A 19,340-nucleotide genomic window follows, 5' to 3' on the forward strand; every position below is an offset into this window, starting at 1 on the left:
TGCTCACGAAGCCTGAAGGGTTGATATCATGACTATGATCGGTTGGCTCCAGATCATTCTCTTTTGCGTCATTACCGTCGCGCTCACAAAACCGCTCGGCTGGTACATGATGCGCGTGTTCAACGGCGAGCGGACCTTCCTGTCTCCGGTGCTGCGTCCGATCGAGGCCGGCATCTACCGGTTCTCCGGCGTCGACGAGAAGCGCGAGCAGCATTGGCTGACCTATACGGTCGCCATGCTGTTGTTCCATGTCGGCGGCTTCCTCATCATCTACGGCGTGATGCGGTTGCAGGCCGTCCTGCCGTTCAATCCGGCCGGCCAAAGCGCTGTCGCCGCGGATCTCTCCTTCAACACCGCGATCTCCTTCATCACCAACACCAACTGGCAGAATTACGGTGGAGAGAGCACGCTGTCCTATCTCGTGCAGATGCTCGGCTTGACGCACCAGAACTTCTTGTCGGCGGCAACCGGCATCGCGCTGGCGGTCGCCCTGATCCGCGGCTTCTCGCGCGCGTCGGCGCGCACCGTCGGAAATTTTTGGGTCGACGTCACCCGCTGCAGCCTCTATGTGCTGTTGCCAATCTGTATTGTCTATACGCTGTTCCTGGTCTGGCAGGGCATCCCGCAGACGCTCGGTGACTATGTCGAGGCCACCACGCTCGAGGGTGCCAAGCAAACCATCGCGGTCGGCCCGGTCGCCTCCCAGGTCGCGATCAAGATGCTCGGCACCAATGGCGGCGGCTTCTTCAACGCCAATGCGGCGCATCCGTTCGAAAATCCGACCGCGCTGTCCAATTTCATTCAGATGCTGTCGATCTTCGTTCTGGGTGCGGCGCTGACCAACGTGTTCGGTCGCATGGTCGGCAACGAGCGCCAGGGCTGGTCGATCCTGTCCGTGATGGGCGTGCTGTTCGTCGCCGGTGTCGTCATCACCTATTGGGCGGAGGCCAACGGTACTTCGACCCTGCACGCGCTCGGCCTGACCGGCGGCAACATGGAAGGCAAGGAGGTTCGCTTCGGCATCATCGCGTCCTCCCTGTTCGCCGTGATCACGACGGCCGCCTCCTGTGGCGCGGTCAACGCCATGCATGACAGCTTCACGGCGCTCGGCGGCATGATTCCCCTGATCAATATGCAGCTCGGCGAAATCATCGTCGGCGGCGTCGGCGCCGGCCTTTATGGCATGCTGCTGTTCGTCGTGCTCGCGATCTTCGTGGCAGGCCTGATGGTCGGCCGCACGCCGGAGTATGTCGGCAAGAAGATCGAGGCGCGCGAGGTGAAGATGGCGATGCTCGCGATCCTGGTGCTGCCGCTGATGTATCTGGGATGGACCGCGGTCGGCGTGATCTATCCGGCGGCGGTCGCCTCGATGGCGAATGCCGGGCCGCATGGCTTCACCGAGGTGCTCTATGCCTTCACCTCGGCGACCGGCAACAACGGCTCGGCATTCGCGGGCCTCACCGGCAACACCTTCTTCTACAATCTCACGCTCGCAAGCGCGATGTTCGTCGGCCGCTTCTTCATGATCATCCCGGCGATGGCGATCGCGGGTTCGCTGGCCGCCAAGAAATCGATCCCGCCGTCCGCGGGCACCCTCCCGACCACGGGCGGGCTGTTCGTCGGCCTCGTCGTCGGCGTGATCCTGATCATCGGCGGCCTCACCTTCTTCCCGGCCGTCGCCCTCGGCCCCATCGTCGAGCATCTCGCGATGAACGCCGGCCAAGTGTTCTGAACGACTAGTGTTCTGATCGACCGCCTTCTGATTGTTTGGAGTGACCTCCATGGATACCACGAAACTGCAAAAACGCGCGTCCGTCTCGGCGATGCTCGATCCCAAGATCGTCGTGCCTGCGATCCGCGCGTCCTTCATCAAGCTCGATCCGCGCTTGATGATCAAGAATCCGGTGATGTTTGTGGTCGAGATCGTGGCCGCGCTCACCACTGTGATCTTCCTGCGCGATCTCCTCACCGCCGGTGAGAATCTCGGCTTCACCTTCCAGATCATCGTCTGGCTCTGGTTCACGGTGCTGTTTGCCAACTTCGCCGAAGCGGTAGCAGAAGGCCGCGGCAAGGCGCAGGCGGAATCGCTGCGCAAGACCCGCACCGAGAGCCAGGCCAAGCTACTGACCGGCTCTGACCGCACCTTCAAGTTGGTGCCCGGCACCAGCCTCAAGGTCGGCGACATCGTGCTGGTCGAGGCCGGCGATACCATTCCCTCCGATGGCGAGGTGATCGAGGGCGTCGCGTCCGTCAACGAGGCCGCCATCACCGGCGAGTCCGCACCCGTGATCCGCGAATCCGGTGGCGACCGTTCGGCGGTGACCGGCGGCACCCAGGTGCTGTCCGACTGGTTTCGCGTGCGGATCACGGCAGCGCAGGGCTCGACCTTCATCGACCGTATGATCAAGCTGGTCGAGGGCGCCGAGCGGGCGAAGACCTGAACGAGATCGCGCTCAACATCCTGCTGGCGGGCCTCACCATCATCTTCGTGTTCGCCACCGTCACCATCCCGAGCTACGCGGCCTATGCCGGCGGCTCGATCTCGGTGGTTGTGCTGGTCGCGCTGTTCGTGACGCTGATCCCGACCACGATCGGCGCACTGCTGTCGGCGATCGGCATCGCCGGCATGGACCGTCTGGTCCGCTTCAACGTGCTGGCGATGTCCGGCCGTGCGGTCGAGGCCGCCGGAGACGTCGACACGCTACTGCTCGACAAGACCGGAACGATCACGCTCGGCAACCGCCAGGCGACCTCCTTTCGCCCGGTGCGCGGGGTCACCGAGCAGGAGCTGGCGGACGCGGCCCAGCTCGCCTCGCTCGCCGACGAGACCCCGGAGGGCCGTTCGATCGTGGTGCTGGCCAAGGAAAAATACAGTATCCGTGGCCGCGACATGGCCGAGTTGGGAGCCACCTTCATCCCGTTCACGGCGCTGACCCGCATGAGCGGCGTCGACGCCGGCGGCTCGTCGGTGCGTAAGGGCGCGGTCGATGCGATCCTCAACTATGTCGGTGGCGGTGGACCGCTGGTGGTCGCCTCCGGCAACACGGCTCGTTCCATCCAGCCCGCCGGGCTCTCGGACATCGGCCGCGAGATTCAGACCATCGCCGACGACATATCGAAGGCCGGCGGCACGCCGCTGGCGGTCGCCCGGGACGGCAAGCTGCTCGGCATCATCCAGCTCAAGGACATCGTCAAGGGCGGTATCCGCGAGCGCTTTGCCGAGCTGCGACGCATGGGCATCCGCACCGTCATGATTACCGGCGACAATCCCATGACGGCGGCCGCGATTGCAGCGGAAGCCGGCGTCGACGACTTCCTGGCGCAGGCAACTCCCGAGGACAAGCTCAAGCTGATCCGCGACGAGCAGGCCAAGGGTAAGTTGGTGGCGATGTGCGGCGACGGCACCAACGATGCGCCGGCGCTCGCGCAGGCAGATGTCGGTGTCGCCATGAACACGGGCACCCAGGCGGCTCGCGAGGCCGGCAACATGGTCGACCTCGACTCCAATCCGACCAAGCTGATCGAGGTGGTCGAGATCGGCAAGCAGCTCCTGATGACGCGCGGCGCGCTGACTACATTCTCGATCGCCAACGACGTCGCGAAATATTTCGCGATAATCCCGGCGATGTTCCTGGCGTTCTACCCCCAGCTCAATGTGCTCAACATCATGAATCTGTCGAGCCCGCAGAGCGCCATCCTGTCGGCGATCATCTTCAACGCGCTTGTTATCATCGCGCTGATCCCGCTGGCGCTGAAGGGCGTCGCCTATCGCGCGGTCGGGGCCGGCGCACTGCTCCGGCGCAACCTGCTGATCTACGGCCTCGGCGGAATCGTCATTCCCTTTATCGGCATCAAGGCGATCGACCTCGTGGTGACCGCTTTGCATTTGGCCTAACCCCGTCATTGCGAGCGAAGCGAAGCAATCCAGAATTCTTGCCGCGGCTGAGAGACTGGATTGCTTCGTCGCTTCGCCCCTCGCAATGACGAAAGAAATAGGAGAAACACATGCTCAGAGAAATCCGCCCCGCCATCGTCCTGCTGCTGGTGCTCACCGCCATCACTGGCTTAGCCTATCCGCTCGCGATGACCGCTATTGCCGGCGCGATCTTCCCCGCGCAGGCGCAGGGCAGCCTGATCGAGCGCGACGGCAAGGTGGTCGGCTCCGCCCTGATCGGGCAGGAGTTCAAGGACGACAAATATTTCCACGGCCGTCCCTCGGCGACGGTGGCGCCGAATCCGAACGATTCGACCAAGACGGTACCGGCGCCCTACAACGCCGCGAATTCGGGTGGCTCAAATCTCGGCCCGACCAGCAAGGCGCTGGCCGACCGGCTGCAGGAAGACGTGGACAAGCTCAGGGGCGAGAATCCGAATGCCGCCGTGCCGGTCGACCTCGTGACGACCTCAGCCAGTGGCCTCGATCCGGATATCTCGCCGGAAGCGGCGCAATTCCAGGTGCCGCGCGTCGTGAAGGCGCGAAACGTGCCGGAGGATCAGGTCAAGCAACTGGTGGCTTCCAACACCCAGGGCCGCCTGCTCGGCCTGATCGGCGAGCCCCGGGTCAACGTGCTGACTCTGAATCTCGCGCTCGATCGTGCCACGAAGTAGTCTAGGCTAGGTCCGCGCGGATGATTATATTGATCTGATGGTCCGAGAGCGCCGCGATCCCGAACAACGTCCTTCGCCCGAGGCGCTGCTGGAGGCCGCGCGCCGGGAGGAGGGCGTGAGCGGCAAGCTGAAAATCTTCGTCGGCGCCGCTCCCGGCGTCGGCAAGACCTACGAGATGCTGCAAAGCGCCCACGCCAAGCGCAAGGCCGGCATCGACCTCGTGGTCGGCTTCGTCGAGACCCATGGCCGGGCCGAGACAGAGGCGCTGGTGCGTGGGCTGGAAGTGATCCCGCGCAAGAAGCTCGACTACCGCGGCCAGATTGTCGAAGAAATGGATCTCGACGCCGTGATCGCGCGCCGCCCGAAAATCGCGCTGGTCGACGAGCTCGCCCACACCAATGCTCCCCTTTGTCGCCATCCAAAACGCCATCTCGATGTCGAGGAGCTGCTGTCCCACGGCATCGACGTCTACACCGCCGTCAATATCCAGCACATCGAGAGCCTGAACGACGTTGTCGCGCAGATCACCCATGTGCGGGTGCGCGAGACCGTGCCGGATTCGGTGTTCGACCGCGCAGACGCCATCGAGCTGATCGACCTCACGCCCGACGACCTGATCCAGCGCCTGAAGGAAGGCAAGGTCTATGTCCCCAGGCAGGCCGAGCGGGCGCTGGAGCATTATTTCTCGCCGGGCAACCTGACCGCGCTGCGTGAACTCGCGCTGCGGCGCACGGCCGAACGGGTCGACGAGCAGCTACTCAGCCACATGCAGGCGAACGCGATCGCCGGTCCCTGGGCCGCAGGCGAGCGCATCCTCGTCTGCATCAGCGAAGATCCGCGCGCGGCCAGCCTCGTGCGTTACACCAAGCGGCTGGCCGACCGGCTGCACGCGCCGTTTATCGCGGTGTCGATCGAGACGCGGCGGTCCCTGCAAATGTCCGATGAGGAGCGCGACCGGCTCGCCGATACGCTGCGGCTCGCGGAATCGCTCGGCGGCGAGGCACTGACGATTCCGGGCGTCGGCCGCCGCCTCGCCGACGACGTGGTCAACTTCGCGCAGGGCAACAACGTCACCCAGATCGTGATCGGAAAGTCCACGCGCTCGCTCTGGTTCGAGATGACGCGCGGCTCCGTCGTGCACGATCTGGTGCGCCGCGCCGGTAACATCAGCGTGCATGTCATCCCTGGCGACGAATTCACGAACGAGCCGCCGCCGAAGACGGCGGTACAGACCGCAACGCGATCGGACCCGTTCGATGGGCGGCCCTATCTGAAGGCGGTCGGGATCACCGCGCTTGGCCTCGCTGCCGCCGTGGCGATCAAGCCGTATTTCGGCATTGAAAACGTCGACCTGATGTTTCTGACCGCCGTGGTGACGGTTGCCGTGCGCTACGGATTGTGGCCGTCGTTGCTTGCGAGTGTCGCGGCGTCCCTCGCCTACAATTTCTTCTTCCTGCCGCCGGTCTATACCTTCACCATTACCGATCCGACCAATGTCGCGGCGTTCTTTTTCTTCATGCTGATTGCGTTCGTGGTGTCGAATGTGGCGGGGCGGGTCCGCACCCAGGCTGATGCTGCGATCGGCCGCATCCGGACCACCGAGCAGCTCTATGCTTTCAGCCGCAAGCTCGCCGGCACCGGCACGCTCGACGACGTGCTGTGGGCGACCGCCTACCAGATCGCGCTGATGCTGAAAGTCCGCGTGGTGCTGCTGTTGCCGGACGAAGGGCTGCTCACGGTGAAGTCGGGCTATCCGCCCGAGGACGATCTCGATCGGGCCGACCTTGCGGCCGCCAACTGGGCCTGGAGCAATGACCGGCCTGCAGGCCGCGGCTCGGACACGCTGCCTGGTGCAAAACGGCTATTCCTGCCGATGCGCACCGGGCGCGGCCCGATCGGGGTCATCGGGATCGACAACGACCGCACCGGTCCCTTGCTGACGCCGGACCAGCGCCGGCTGCTCGATGCGCTGGTCGACCAGGGTGCGCTGGCAATCGAGCGCGTGCTGCTGGTCGAGGACGTCGATCGCGTCAAGCGCTCCGTCGAATCCGAGCGGCTGCGTTCCGCATTGTTGACGTCGATTTCGCACGACCTGAAGACGCCGCTCGCATCCGTGCTGGGTGCGGCCTCGACCATGCGCGATCTCGCCAGCGCGCTCTCCGACACCGAGAAGCGCGACCTGCTCGCCACCGTGATCGACGAATCCGAACGGCTCAACCGCTTCATTGCCAATCTGCTTGACATGACCAAGCTCGAATCCGGCGCCATCGTGCCCAACGCTGCGTTGCACGATCTCGGAGAGATCGTCGGCAGCGCGCTCCGGCGGGCAGCCAAGATCCTCACCGCCCACAAGGTGGAGCTGGAGTCGGCCGCAGACCTTCCCATGCTCCAGCTCGATGCGGTGCTGTTCGAGCAGGTGCTGTTCAACCTGCTCGACAACGCCGCCAAATATTCGCCGCCCCACGCGACGGTCTCGATTCGCAGCCGGCGCGACGGCGATCATGTGGTGCTCCAGATTACCGATGAGGGCGAGGGTATTCCGTCCGAGGAGCTCGAGAGCGTGTTCGACAAGTTTTATCGCGCGCGGAGGGGCGATCATGTCCGTCCCGGTACCGGGCTCGGGCTCGCCATCTCCCGCGGCTTCGTCGAGGCGATGCGTGGCACGATCTCGGCCGCGAATCGCAGCGACCGGAGCGGCGCGGTTCTGACCATCCGTCTGCCCATTCCGGCCCGGACCCACGCATTGGATACCGCCGCATGAGCGCAGCCCCGATCAAGGTGCTGGTCATCGACGACGAGCCGCCGATCCGCAAATTGCTGCGGATGGGGCTCTCGACGCAAGGCTATGAGATCCTGGAGGCGTCGAACGGCAAGACCGCGCTGGAGAAGCTCAGCGAGGGTCCCGCGCTGATCATCCTCGATCTCGGCCTGCCTGACATTCAGGGCCACGAGCTGCTGCGCACCATCCGCGCCCGCAATGAAGCTGTGCCGATCGTGGTACTGTCGAGCCGTGGCGACGAAGCCGGCAAGGTGGAGGCGCTCGATCTCGGGGCCGACGATTATCTGACAAAGCCGTTCGGCATGGACGAGCTGCTGGCGCGCCTGCGCGCCGCGCTGCGGCACCAGCTTCAGATCCAGGGCGAACGGCCGGTGTTTCGTGCCGGCGATCTCTCGGTCGATCTGGTGCGCCGGGTCGTCAGGGTCGGCGAGCGCGACGTCAAACTGTCGCCGAAGGAATATGACCTCCTGCGTGTGCTGGTGCAGCACGCCGGCAAGGTGCTCACCCACCGCTTCCTGCTGAGGGAGTTATGGGACGAGCTGACCGACGCGCAATATCTGCGCGTCTATGTCCGCCAGCTCCGGCAGAAGATCGAAGCCGATCCGGAACGGCCGCAATATGTACTGACGGAAACGGGGATCGGGTATCGGTTAAGGGCAGGGGATTAGGGTTGCCCGCGTGCAACGATCCGTCATGGCCGGGCTTGTCCCGGCCATCCACGTCTTGACCCAGGGGACCGAGAACGTGGATGCCCTGGACAAGCCCGGGCATGACGGTCGGCGCAAGCCTGCATCAGCATCGTCATTGCGAGCGCAGCGAAGCAATCCAGACTGCCCCCGCGGAAAGATACTGGATTGCTTCGCTGCGCTCGCAATGACGGATTAAGTCAACCCGCCTTCCTCTGCCGCGCGGTCGACCGATGCGTCTTCTTCGCCGCGCCCGTTCGCCCCGACGCCCGGCGCGCATGGGACTTCGCCGCCGTCTTCTTCCCGCCGCGTCCCTTCAAGCTCTGCTTCAGCGCATCCATCAGGCTGACCACATTGCTCGGCTTCTCCTCGGGCTCCGGCAGTTCGATTGTCTTGCCGCTGGCCTTGCGCTTCACCAGGGCCTTCAGCGCGGTCTCGTAGTCGTCCTTGAACTTGCTGGGATCGAAATGGGAGGTCTTGGTCTGGAGGATATGGCCGGCGAGCTCAACCATGTCCTTGGTGATCTTCGGGCTCTTGATGTCGTCGAAGAACTGGTCCTCGTCGCGCAGTTCGTAGGGGAAGCGCAGCGTGGTGCCGAGCAGGCCCTTGCCGAGCGGCTCGATCGCGATGATGTGCTCGCGATTGGTGAGCACGATCTTGGCGAGCGCGACGCGATCCTGGTCCTTCATGGCGTCGCGGATCACGGCAAAAGCATCGACCGCGGCCTTGCCGTCGGGCGCGATGTAGTAGGGGTGGTTGAGATAGCGCTGGTCGATCTCGTCGCTCGGCACAAAGCTCTCGATGTCGATGGTGTGGTTGCTCTCGATCTGGACCGCTTCGAGCTCCTCCGGCTCGATCTCGACATATTTGCCCTTGCGCAGCTCGTAGCCGCGCCCCTTCTGGTCGCTCTCGACGACGTCGCCGGTCTCGGCGTCGATCATCTGCTGCTTCAACCGGTTGCCGGTCTCCCGGTTGATCATGTGAAACCGCGTCTTCTCGGCCGCGGTGGTCGCCGGATAAAGCACAACGGGGCAACTGACCAGCGAGAGCTTCAACGTTCCCTTCCAATAGGCGCGCGGTGCCATTCCGTTCTCCAGAGTCATTTTGGAACCCCAACCGTCCCGCGGGGTTTTGGTTCCGGGTGGGATGCGGGCCGTGATAGGCTTCACGCCAAAGAGAATCCGGGACCAGTCGTGCTGCAAAAGCTCTCCAAGTATCGACAGAAACGTGATTTCGAGAAGACGCCCGAGCCATCGGGCAAGACCGCGGTGGCGCCGTCGAAGCAGCGCCGCTTCGTGATTCAGAAGCATGACGCTTCGCGGCTGCACTACGATCTGCGGCTCGAGTTCGATGGCGTCTTCAAGTCCTGGGCGGTGACAAAAGGGCCCTCGCTCGATCCGCACGACAAGCGGCTGGCCGTCGAGGTCGAGGACCATCCGCTCGACTATGGCGACTTCGAAGGCACGATTCCGGAAGGCCAGTACGGCGGCGGCACGGTCATGCTGTGGGATCGCGGCACCTGGGAATCCGATGATCCCGAACGCGGTTTCAAGAAGGGCGATCTGAAGTTCACGCTGCACGGCGAGAAGCTGCACGGCAGCTGGGTCCTGGTGCGCATGCGCAACGACCGCACCGGCGGCAAACGGACCAATTGGCTCCTGATCAAGCATCGCGACGAATATGTTCGCGAGGGCGCAGACAACGACATTCTCGAGGAGGACAAATCGGTCGCCTCCGGCCGCGCGATGGATCAGATCGCCGAAGGCAAGGGCCGTGCGCCAAAACCGTTCATGCTGGCGAAGGGCACCAAGGCCAAGGCCGACGCGGTCTGGCAGTCCAACCGGGCGGACGAGGCGAAAGAGCGCACGGTCAAGCCGGCGCCCCGCGCGGCGTTGAAAACCGGCAAAACGGTCAAGAAGAAAGCGACGACCGCGACGACCGCGAACAAGGCGGCGGAGATGCCGGATTTCGTGGCGCCGCAGCTCTGTACGTCGGTCGAGCGCCCGCCGGGCGGCGACGGCTGGTGCCACGAGATCAAGTTCGACGGCTACCGCGTGCAGCTGCGGGTCGAGGGCGGCAAGGCGACATTGAAGACGCGCAAAGGCCTCGACTGGACCGAAAAATTCGCAACTATCGCGAAGGAGGCGGGCGCGCTGCCGGATATGATGGTCGACGGCGAGATCGTCGCGCTCGACCACAATGGAGCACCCAATTTTTCGTCGCTCCAGGCCGCGCTGTCGGACGGCAAGACCGAGGAGCTCATCTTCTTTGCGTTCGACCTGCTGTTTGCGGAAGGCCTCGATTATCGCCGGCTGCCGCTCGGCGAGCGCAAGGCGCGGTTGAAGGAGCTGCTGGAAGCGCGTAAGCGCAAATCGAGCCAGATTCGCTATGTCGAGCATTTCGAAAGCGGCGGCGACGCCGTGCTGCAATCCGCCTGCAAGCTCGAGCTCGAGGGCGTGGTGTCGAAGAAGCTGGACGCGCCCTATCGTTCGGGGCGGACAGAAAGCTGGACCAAAGCAAAATGCCGCGCCGGCCATGAGGTCGTGATCGGCGGTTACAAGACCACCAATGGCAAATTCCGTTCGCTGATGGCCGGCGTGCACCGCGGTGATCATCTCGCCTTCGTCGGCATGGTCGGCACCGGCTTCGGCGCGGACAAGGTCAAGCGCATCATGCCGTCCTTGAAGGCTATGGAGGCGAAGCAAAGCCCCTTCGGCGGCAAGAACGCACCGAAAAAGACGCGCGAGGTGCACTGGCTGAAGCCGGAGCTCGTGGCGGAGATCGAGTTCGCCGGCTTCACTGCCGACGGCAATATCCGCCAGGCCGCCTTCAAGGGTCTGCGGCAGGACAAGCCGGCGGAGGAGGTCGAGGCCGAGACACCGGTCGATACCGAGCTTGCCGAGCCCTCGACGAAGCAGCGCGCGAAGCCGCGCGCGCAAGCGAAGACCGGTGCACGAACAGCGCAAGCCGGCACTGCCGAAGTGATGGGTGTCGTGCTCTCGAAGCCGGACAAGGCGCTGTGGCCGGACGACGGCAATGGCGATCCCGTTACCAAGCTGGATCTCGCGCGCTACCTCGAAGCCGTCGGCGAATGGATGATCGTGCATCTCAAGGGCCGGCCGTGCTCGCTGATCCGCGCCCCTGACGGCATCAAGGGCGAATGCTTCTTCCAGCGCCACGCCATGCAGGGCACCTCGAACCTTCTGGAGCTCGCGCGGGTCTCCGGCGACCGCAAGCCCTATTTGCAGATCGACCGCATCGAAGGGCTCGCGGCCGTGGCGCAGATCGGCGGCGTCGAGCTGCATCCCTGGAATTGCGCGCCCTACGCCTACGATACCCCGGGCCGGCTGGTGTTCGATCTCGATCCCGCGCCCGACGTCGTCTTCGCCGAGGTCGTTGAGGCCGCCAAGGAGATGCGGCAGCGGCTGACCGACATCGGCATGGAAAGCTTCTGCAAGACCACCGGCGGCAAAGGTCTGCATGTCGTGGTCCCGCTGCGTCACGGCGCGCGCGACCAGGTGAGCTGGAAGGAGGCCAAGGCCTTCGCGCAAGGCGTCTGCCAGTGGATGGCGGACGACGCTCCCGAGCGCTATCTGCTCAACATGTCGAAGAAGCTGCGCAACGGAAAGATCTTCCTAGACTATCTGCGCAACGATCGGATGTCGACGGCGGTGGCGCCGCTGTCGCCGCGTGCGCGAGATGGTGCGACTGTGTCGATGCCGGTCACGTGGGCGCAGGTGAAGAGCGACCTCGATCCGAAGCGGTACACGGTGCGGACGGTGCCCGGCTTGCTGGCGCGATCGAAGGCGTGGGATGGTTATGACGATGCAGCCGCGTCGATCAAGGCGGCGATCAAGAAGCTCGCCGGGAAAACGAAGTAGGGTGGGTAAAGTGAAGCGTGCCCACCATCTTCTCTCAGCCGAGCAAAAAGGTGGGCACGGCGCATTGCGCCTTTGCCCACCCTACTAGATCTTCGTTTGGTGGCTAGATCCGTCCCAGCAGGAGCAGGATCAGCAGGATCACGATGACGAGCCCGAGACCGCCGCCGCCGTAATAGCCGGTGCCGTAGAACGGGCCGCCGCCGATGCCGCTGAAGCCGCCGAGCAGCGCGATGACCAAAATGATCAGAATGATCGTACCGATAGACATGCGGAAATCTCCTCCGGCCCTTCGTCAAAAAAGGGTTCCTATGTTGTGCTCAGGGCAACTTGCCGCACCTTTTAAAGTTCCATCTTTGAAACACGGGTGGCCGCCAAAGACGCATGGAACCTTTGTGGCACCGCCGGGGATGCCTACGTGAGATTTCATCACAGCCGGACCGGGTCATGTCAGCACCGCTTGTCGTCTCCATTCCCCACCGCCTCGGCCGCGAGGAGGCGGTGCGCCGGCTCAAGACTGGGCTAGGCCGTGCTGCGGCGAGCATTCCCGTGATGCAGGTCGAGGAGGAGAGCTGGAGCGGCGACAGCATGAATTTCCGCATCCGCGCGCTCGGGCAGATCGCGACGGGGCAGGTCGACGTCGCCGACGACCATGTCAAGGTGCAGGTGGTGCTGCCCTGGCTATTGCAGCGCTTTGCGGAGATGGCGCAGGCCACGATTCGCAAGCGCGGCCAGCTGCTGTTGGGCAAGGACGGGAAAAGCTAGCGTTCAAGCACGGGTGCGCTGTCGCACCGGTTTCGCCGCGCCCGCTGGACGCGCGGGGATGACCGAAGCGGGAAAACCGCGAAGCGCCTGCGCGAGCGGCAGATCGTTGCCGGCGAAACCCGGCACACTATAGCCCGTGACGTCAATAGTGGCGTCGGCCCCATCGAACGCCGGCCATTCGCGGCCTGCTTGCGTGAAAGGTGCGAAGTGGCGCCCGACCGCGACGATCGCCGCAGCGCGGCCGTGGCGGCGGGCAAACGCTACGACATGGTCGGCATGTGCGCCCCGCACCTGAAGCGGCTGGTAGTCACCTCGCGCGAAGACGTCGGGCAGCTCGTTGCGCAGCTTGAGCAGGTGCCGCGTCCAGGCCAGCTTGAGCTGACCGTCCGGCCAGCTCTTGATTAGGTGATTCCAATCGGGATTCTCCAGCCTGCCCAGCGCCACATGTCGCGCGGAAAAATCCACCGGGCGGCGGTTGTCGGGATCGACCAGCGACAGGTCCCAGAATTCGGTGCCTTGGTAGAAGTCGGGTACGCCCGGCAGTGTCGCCTTGAGCGTGAGCTGGCTCAGCGCGTTCAGCGCGCCGAGCAGCGCGACGCGGCGAGCCAGCGTGTTCAGCGCCTCCAGGAATTCGCCTGATTGCGCGGGATCGAGGATCTTCGCGATGAAGCTCTTGACGCCGTTCTCATAAGCCTCGTGCGGGTTGAGCCAGCTGGTCTCCTCCTTGCCCTCGCGCGCGGCCTTGAGCGCATAGGCCTGGATACGCGCGACGAAACCGGCATCGGCCGGCTCCTGGAGGGAGCAGGCGCCGAGCAGCGTCTGGTAGAGCATGTATTCGAACGTTGCCGACGGAGCGCGCAGATTGCCGTCGAGCGCGAGGTGCGGCGCGTTCAGGACTTTCCAGCGTGCCACAGCGCTGGTCCATTCGCCGGGAATTTCACTTAAGGCAGCGATCCGCGCGCGGGCGTCCTCGCCACGTTTGGTGTCGTGCGTGGCGGTCGCCGTCATCCCTTGCGGCCATTCCCTGGCGCGGGCCTGCATGGTGTCGTGGAAAGCGGGAATGGTGAGGCCCTTGCTCGCGGGATCGCCGCCGACCTCGTTTAGGGCGAGCAGCCGGTGGAATTGATAGAAGGCGGTGTCCTCCAGCGACTTCGCCATCATCGGCCCGGTGAATTGCTGCACCTTCAGCGCAAAGCGGCGCACCCGCGGGGCGCTGTGCGGGGGACGGCCAGGCTTGAGCAGGTCCATGGTGAGCGCGTCGCGCAGGAAGTCGAAAATGCCTTCGTCCGCGGCGAACCATTCCCGGCGAGCGTGCTCGATGGTGTTGTCGATCAGCTTGCGATCGTTCGCCGTCGGCGCGCCTGTCGTGAGGTAGGTGCGGTATACCGGGAAATGCAGCACATAGAGCTCGAGCGCCTGCCGCAGGCTGTCGGCGGAAAAGTCGCGGGTCGAGTAGTGCCCGTTGGCGATGCGCGCAAGCAGGCGCGTCAGAACCGTGAATTCGCTGGTCAGCAGCGTCTCCAGCACGCGCCGTTTGGCATCCTTGACGTAAGGCGCGAGCCGCGGCGGCCGGTTGCTGATCTGTCGCCAGGTCTCGTCCATGGCCTCCAGCCCCTTGGCGTCGACCAGAACGTGAGTGATGGCGTTCATCCACTCATAGCCGGTGGTGCCCTGGACGCCGGCGAAATGCGGCAGGCGCTCGTGCTCGCACAGGATTTTCTCGATCACCGTATAGAACGGCTTTGTGGTGCCCTGAGCGTCGCGCACCAGCCGGCGCAGCCGCTGGCAATATTGCGCGGGATCGCGCAGGCCGTCGATATGATCGAGCCGGATGCCTTGCAGTTTGCCGTCGGCAATGAGTTGCTTCACCAGCCGGTGCGTGGCGGCGAACGTGCCGGGATCCTCGACGCGCATGCCGGCGAGCCCGTTGACGTCGAAGAAACGTCGATAGTTGATGTCGCTGGAGGCAAGCCGCCAGTGCCCCAGCTTGTAGTGCTGGCGCTCCAGCAAATGATGCAGCGCCAGCGTCTGCGCGGGACGGTCCTTGGCCGCGCGATAGGCGCCGAGGCCGCGCCCGATGATATCGGCGCTGCCTGCGATCTCCCTGAGCTCCGCCTTGAAGCCGGGTGCTTCCTTGCGGTTGGGGCGGCGCAGTCCCGTGTAGCGCGCCGCGAGCGACAGCAGGCGCTTGCCCGTCTCGGTCTCGGCGGCGTCGGCGTCCTTCACGATGATCCGCAGCACCTCGCCATAGCGCTCCGGCGCGATCGGCAATCGATGTTCGAAATACCAGGCGGAAAAACTACCTTCGTTGGGATCGTAGCGCAGCTCGATATCGCCGCTCTCGAGCGCTTCGCCATAGGACGCTCCGAGGATCGGCAGCAGCACGCCGCCGCGGGCGCGGAAGGCCAGTTGATCCCAGTCGATATCGAAGGAGACGGCGTGCGGCGAGGCCTGGCCCCATTCCAGCACGTCCAGCCACCAGGGATTGTCGGCGAAGTGCACGCCGACATGGTTCGGTACGAAGTCGATGATGAGGCCGAGGTCGTGTCGCGTCAGCGCCTCGCTCAGCCGCGCGAAGCCGGCCTCGCCGCCGAGCTCCGGATTGAACTGGCTGTGGTCGACGGTGTCATAGCCGTGCGTCGAGCCCTTGCGGGCCTTCATCACCGGCGAGGTGTAGAGATGCGTGATTCCCAGCGCCTTCAGGTAGGGCACCACCGCGGCGGCCTTGTCGAAGTCGAAATCCGCGGTGAGCTGAAGCCGGTAGGTTGCGAGAGGAATGGCTGGAGGCATCTCAACCTCCGAGGCGCCAGACCACCGACCAGGGCGCAAGCCGGTCGCCGGTTGCGCCGCCCCAGATCAGGGTCCCCACACCGCCGTCGGAACACGCGATGTCCTTGTCGGAGAGATTGGCCACGAGGCGCAACGTCGCGCCATCTCCCATGTGCCAATGTGCGGTGAGCAGGCCGCTATCGGCCACGGCGGCATCACCGAAGCGCGCACCTTTCAGTCGTGGCGCGATCTCCTTGTGGCGGAGTGCGAGCAGCTCCCGCACCAGCGCGAGACGCGCATCCTGCTCCGGCGTGTGGTCGGTCCAGTCGAGCACGGCCGATTGCAGTGTTGCCGGATCGAGCGGGTCGGGCACCTCGTCGCCGTACTTTTCATAGGCCCAGGCGTATTCCTGCCTGCGCCCCTTGCGGACGGCATCAGCCAGTCCGCCCTGGAAGTCGCAGAAGAACGGGAAGGGCGCGATGGAGCCCCACTCCTCGCCCTGGAACAGCATCGGCACCATCGGTGCGAGCAGGGTCACCGCGAGTGCGGCTTCGATCTGCTCGGGCGATGCCAGGCTTTCGAGCCGGTCGCCAAGCGGCCGGTTGCCGATCTGGTCGTGGTTCTGCAGGAAGTTGACGAAGGTTGCCGGCGGCAGCTCGCCGCTGTTCTCGCCCCGCGGCTTCTTGCCCCAGAATTCCGAGATCTCGCCCTGATAGACGAAGCCGGAGGCGAGCGCGCGTGCGAGATCGAGCCGCGGAGTTTGATAGTCCGCATAATAGCCGGCGAGTTCGCCCGTCAGCATCACGTGCCAGACGTGGTGGTAGTCGTCGTTCCACTGGCCGCGATATTTGCCGTTCGGAGGCTCCTGCGCCGCGTCGAGCAGGCTCGCGCGGTTGTCGCCGTTCTCCAGCACGAGATGGATATGGCGCTCCGTCGCCTTGGCAAGCTCGCCCGCGGCGACGCTAAGGTCTTGCAGCATCGATTGCTCGCCGGGGATCGCCATGATGTGATTGGCGGCATCGAGCCTCAGGCCGTCGAAGCGATAGTCGCTGAGCCACGACAGCGCGTTCTCGACGGCAAAAGCGCGAACCTGCGGCACGCGATAATCGATCGCACTGCCCCATGGCGTGTGCGCGTCGGTGAAGAAGGCCGGCGCGTAGCGGCCGAGGTAATTTCCCTCGGGGCCGAAATGATTGTAGACGACGTCGAGGAACACCATCAGCCCGCGCAGATGGGCTTCGTCGATCAGCGTCTTCAATTCATCGGGATGACCATAGGCGCTGTCGGGCGCGTACCACAGCACGCCATCATAACCCCAGCCGCGGCGACCGGCGAAGTCAGCCAGCGGCATCAGTTCGATCGCGGTGATGCCGGTCGCGACGAGATGATCGAGCTTGTCGATCATGGCACGATAGGTGCCTTCCGCAGTGAAGGTGCCGACATGCGTCTCGATCAGCACCGTCTCTTCCCACGGGCGGCCGCGCCAATCGGATGCGCGCCAGGCGAAGGCGTCATGATCGATCACCTCGCTCGGGCCGAACACGTCGTCGGGTTGGAATGCAGACGCCGGATCGGGCACGTCGATCTCGTCATCGATCCTGAATTTGTAGTTGCTGCCGACGGGCAGATTGGCAATCTCGGCGACATACCAGCCATCCTGCCGGCGCTGCATCGCGTGTCGTCTGTCGAGCAGGAGATCGACACGGCGCGCGGCAGGCGCCCACAGCCGGAACGATACGCCGTCCTTCGTCGGCCTCGCCCCGAAGGATGGCCTCATAGCGCCCCCGCGAAAGCGATCACGGAGCGCGGCGGCGCCTTGCTGTCGCTCCCGGGCTGGAAGTCGATCGTATTCAGCTTGGCGTCGGTCGTGTTCAGGATCTGCTGCCAGCTCTTGTATTCAGTCATTTTTGGCAATTTGAATGCGATCTCTTCGGGGGCTGCGTTGAGTACGATAAAGATCGCGGCGCTGCCCGGTTCCATCGGCCCCATCACATAGGAGAGGAACCGCCCTTCCGGGAATTTCCAGTCGCTTTCCGTCATTTCGTCGCCGGCCGGCGTCAGCCACAGCGCGCCATAGGAGATGCCGTCCTTGGGGCGGCCGTCGAGCCAGCGATGGCTGCGAAGCTGCGAAAACCGGCGGCGGATATCGGCGAGTTCGGCGACAAAACCGACCATGTCGTCGCCGTCCTTGCCGAGATTGTCCCAGCCGACCCAGCCCACCTCGTTGTCCTGGCAATAGGCGTTGTTGTTGCCTGATTGCGAATTCCCGACCTCGTCGCCTGCGAGGATCAGCGGAATGCCCTGCGCCAGCATGAGGCAGGCCAGTACGTTCTTGCGAAGCTGCCGGCGCAAGCTGACGATTTGGGGATCGTCGGTCGGACCCTCGACACCGCAATTGTTGCTGTGGTTGTCGTTGGAGCCGTCGCGATTGTCCTCGCCATTGGCCTCGTTATGCTTCTCGTTGTAGCTGAAGAGATCGGCCAGGGTGAAGCCGTCATGCACGGTGATGTGGTTGATGCTGGCGCGCGGCCGCCGTCCGTCGTGGTTGAACAGGTCGGAGGACGCCGTCATGCGGCTGGAGATATCGCCGATCAGGCTGCCTTCGCCGCTCCAGTAGCGGCGCATGGCGCTGCGGTAACGGTCGTTCCACTCCGACCATTGCGAGGGAAATGCGCCCACCTGATAGCCGCCAAGGCCGAGATCCCAGGGTTCGGCGACGAGCTTGACGCTCGCCAGCACCGGGTCCTGGCGGATCGCGGTCAGGAACGAGCTGCCTCGATCATAACCGTTCGGTCCGCGGGCCAGCGTGGTGGCGAGGTCGAAACGGAAGCCGTCGACGTGGCAGACCTCGACCCAGTAGCGCAGTGAATCCATCACCATCTGCAGCACGCGCGGGTGGGTGAGGTTCACCGACGAGCCGCAGCCGGTAAAATCGTCGTAGTAGCGCGGGTTTTCGCGGTTCAGCCAGTAATAGGAGGCGTTGTCGATGCCGCGATAGCACAGCGTCGGACCGAGATGATTGCCCTCGGCGGTGTGATTGTAGACGACGTCGAGCATCACCTCGATGCCGGCATCGTGCAGACGTGCGATCGTGGTGCGGAAGGAATCGAGAGCGTTGTCCTGGGCGTAGCGCTGCTCGGGCGCGAAGAAGGACAGGGTGTTATAGCCCCAGTAGTTGACGAGCTTCTTCTCCACCAAGATGCGGTCGTCGACGAAGCTGTGCACCGGCAGAAGCTCTACCGTGGTGACGCCGAGCTTCTTCAGGTGCTCGATCATCGCGGGCGAGGACAGGCCGCCATAGGTGCCGCGCAAATTCGGCGGCACGTCGTCGCGCTTCTGTGTCAGTCCCTTGACGTGGGCCTCGTAGATGATGGTATCTTCCCAGGGAATGTTGGGCCGGATCTCGCGGCGGCCCCAGTTGAAGGTCTCGTCGACGACGACGGCCTTCGGCATGCCGCGCGCGTTGTCGCGCCGGTCGAACGACAGGTCTTCGCGCGGGCTTCCGGTGCGATAGGCGAAATGCGCGTCACTCCAGACCAGCCGCCCGGAAAGCCGCTTGGCATAGGGGTCTAGCACGAGCTTGTTGGCATTGAAGCGGTGGCCGTGCTCCGGCTCGTAGGGGCCATGCACGCGGTAGCCGTAGAGCTGGCCGGGCGAGACGTCGTTGAGATAGCCGTGCCAGACATCCTCGGTGCGCTCCGGCAGCTCGACGCGCTCGAGTTCGCGGCGGCCCTGCATGTCGAACAGGCACAGCTCGACCTTCTGCGCGTTGGCGGAGAACAGCGCGAAATTGGTGCCGCGTCCGTCCCAGCTTGCGCCGAGGCGTGCGGGCGATCCAGCAGTCAGGCGCATCGT

The 19,340-nt window shown here is 64.4% G+C and carries 11 protein-coding genes and 1 pseudogene; 7 read left to right on the forward strand and 5 right to left on the reverse strand.

Annotation, left to right across the window (positions count from 1 at the left end; translation table 11 throughout):
• Window positions 1-28 precede the first annotated feature (28 nt).
• The 5 genes and pseudogenes from kdpA (at window position 29) to AB3L03_RS25370 (ending at window position 8,055) form a co-directional block, all read left to right on the forward strand.
• Window positions 29-1,732: a potassium-transporting ATPase subunit KdpA gene (gene kdpA, locus AB3L03_RS25350; RefSeq protein WP_368507181.1), complete on the forward strand. Its 1,704-nt coding sequence runs from the start codon at window positions 29-31 to the stop codon at window positions 1,730-1,732.
• 49 nt (window positions 1,733-1,781) lie between these two features.
• Window positions 1,782-3,895: pseudogene (kdpB, locus tag AB3L03_RS25355) on the forward strand (potassium-transporting ATPase subunit KdpB).
• A gap of 110 nt (window positions 3,896-4,005) precedes the next feature.
• Entirely contained in the window at window positions 4,006-4,608 is a 603-nt protein-coding gene (locus AB3L03_RS25360; protein ID WP_368507182.1) for a K(+)-transporting ATPase subunit C, read from the forward strand.
• 37 nt (window positions 4,609-4,645) lie between these two features.
• Window positions 4,646-7,369 carry a DUF4118 domain-containing protein gene (locus AB3L03_RS25365; RefSeq protein ID WP_368507183.1) on the forward strand — a complete coding sequence of 908 codons (2,724 nt, stop codon included), beginning with the start codon at window positions 4,646-4,648 and terminating at the stop codon, window positions 7,367-7,369.
• Complete coding sequence (locus AB3L03_RS25370; protein WP_085351914.1) at window positions 7,366-8,055, forward strand: response regulator transcription factor; 690 nt, start codon at window positions 7,366-7,368, stop codon at window positions 8,053-8,055. Before AB3L03_RS25365 ends, AB3L03_RS25370 begins: the two co-directional genes overlap by 4 nt.
• A gap of 218 nt (window positions 8,056-8,273) precedes the next feature.
• Here AB3L03_RS25370 and AB3L03_RS25375 read toward each other — a convergent pair whose 3' ends face one another.
• Window positions 8,274-9,158, reverse strand: a complete 885-nt coding sequence (locus AB3L03_RS25375) for a Ku protein (protein WP_018454048.1) — start codon at window positions 9,156-9,158, stop codon at window positions 8,274-8,276.
• Window positions 9,159-9,266: 108 nt separating this feature from the next.
• Between AB3L03_RS25375 and ligD the strand changes: the two genes are divergently transcribed.
• Complete coding sequence (gene ligD / locus AB3L03_RS25380; protein ID WP_018454049.1) at window positions 9,267-11,954, forward strand: DNA ligase D; 2,688 nt, start codon at window positions 9,267-9,269, stop codon at window positions 11,952-11,954.
• 103 nt (window positions 11,955-12,057) lie between these two features.
• Here ligD and AB3L03_RS25385 read toward each other — a convergent pair whose 3' ends face one another.
• The gene (locus AB3L03_RS25385) at window positions 12,058-12,222 is read right to left on the reverse strand and encodes a DUF3309 family protein (RefSeq protein WP_007595743.1); all 165 of its coding nucleotides are present in this window, start codon (window positions 12,220-12,222) and stop codon (window positions 12,058-12,060) included.
• 176 nt (window positions 12,223-12,398) lie between these two features.
• On the opposite strand from AB3L03_RS25385, the gene AB3L03_RS25390 reads away from it, so the two are divergent.
• Window positions 12,399-12,716, forward strand: coding sequence for a polyhydroxyalkanoic acid system family protein (locus AB3L03_RS25390; protein WP_085351913.1), 318 nt, complete (start codon window positions 12,399-12,401; stop codon window positions 12,714-12,716).
• Between the two features lie 3 nt (window positions 12,717-12,719).
• Here the strand turns inward: AB3L03_RS25390 and treY are convergent, their stop codons facing one another.
• From treY to glgX, 3 genes are read right to left on the reverse strand one after another with little or no spacing between them, the layout of a single operon-like run.
• A complete protein-coding gene (treY, locus tag AB3L03_RS25395) occupies window positions 12,720-15,506 on the reverse strand; it encodes a malto-oligosyltrehalose synthase (RefSeq protein ID WP_368507184.1) in 2,787 nt (928 codons plus the stop codon).
• A 1-nt stretch (window position 15,507) separates the two neighbouring features.
• Window positions 15,508-17,262, reverse strand: a complete 1,755-nt coding sequence (treZ, locus tag AB3L03_RS25400) for a malto-oligosyltrehalose trehalohydrolase (RefSeq protein ID WP_247370167.1) — start codon at window positions 17,260-17,262, stop codon at window positions 15,508-15,510.
• A complete protein-coding gene (glgX, locus tag AB3L03_RS25405) occupies window positions 17,259-19,337 on the reverse strand; it encodes a glycogen debranching protein GlgX (RefSeq protein WP_085385326.1) in 2,079 nt (692 codons plus the stop codon). The genes treZ and glgX overlap by 4 nt, the downstream gene beginning before the upstream one ends.
• Between the last annotated feature and the right edge of the window lie 3 nt (window positions 19,338-19,340).

Source organism: Bradyrhizobium lupini (genome assembly GCF_040939785.1).
Classification (GTDB): Bacteria; Pseudomonadota; Alphaproteobacteria; order Rhizobiales; family Xanthobacteraceae; genus Bradyrhizobium; species Bradyrhizobium canariense_D.

Bases quoted from the DNA above. Each gene is read 5' to 3' on its own strand.
- kdpA (WP_368507181.1), top strand. From the start codon at position 29: ATGACTATGATCGGTTGGCTCCAGATCATTCTCTTTTGCGTCATTACC.
- AB3L03_RS25360 (WP_368507182.1), top strand. From the start codon at position 4,006: ATGCTCAGAGAAATCCGCCCCGCCATCGTCCTGCTGCTGGTGCTCACC.
- AB3L03_RS25365 (WP_368507183.1), top strand. From the start codon at position 4,646: ATGGTCCGAGAGCGCCGCGATCCCGAACAACGTCCTTCGCCCGAGGCG.
- AB3L03_RS25370 (WP_085351914.1), top strand. From the start codon at position 7,366: ATGAGCGCAGCCCCGATCAAGGTGCTGGTCATCGACGACGAGCCGCCG.
- AB3L03_RS25375 (WP_018454048.1), bottom strand. From the start codon at position 9,158: ATGGCACCGCGCGCCTATTGGAAGGGAACGTTGAAGCTCTCGCTGGTC.
- AB3L03_RS25385 (WP_007595743.1), bottom strand. From the start codon at position 12,222: ATGTCTATCGGTACGATCATTCTGATCATTTTGGTCATCGCGCTGCTC.
- AB3L03_RS25390 (WP_085351913.1), top strand. From the start codon at position 12,399: ATGTCAGCACCGCTTGTCGTCTCCATTCCCCACCGCCTCGGCCGCGAG.
- treY (WP_368507184.1), bottom strand. From the start codon at position 15,506: ATGCCTCCAGCCATTCCTCTCGCAACCTACCGGCTTCAGCTCACCGCG.
- treZ (WP_247370167.1), bottom strand. From the start codon at position 17,262: ATGAGGCCATCCTTCGGGGCGAGGCCGACGAAGGACGGCGTATCGTTC.
- glgX (WP_085385326.1), bottom strand. From the start codon at position 19,337: ATGCGCCTGACTGCTGGATCGCCCGCACGCCTCGGCGCAAGCTGGGAC.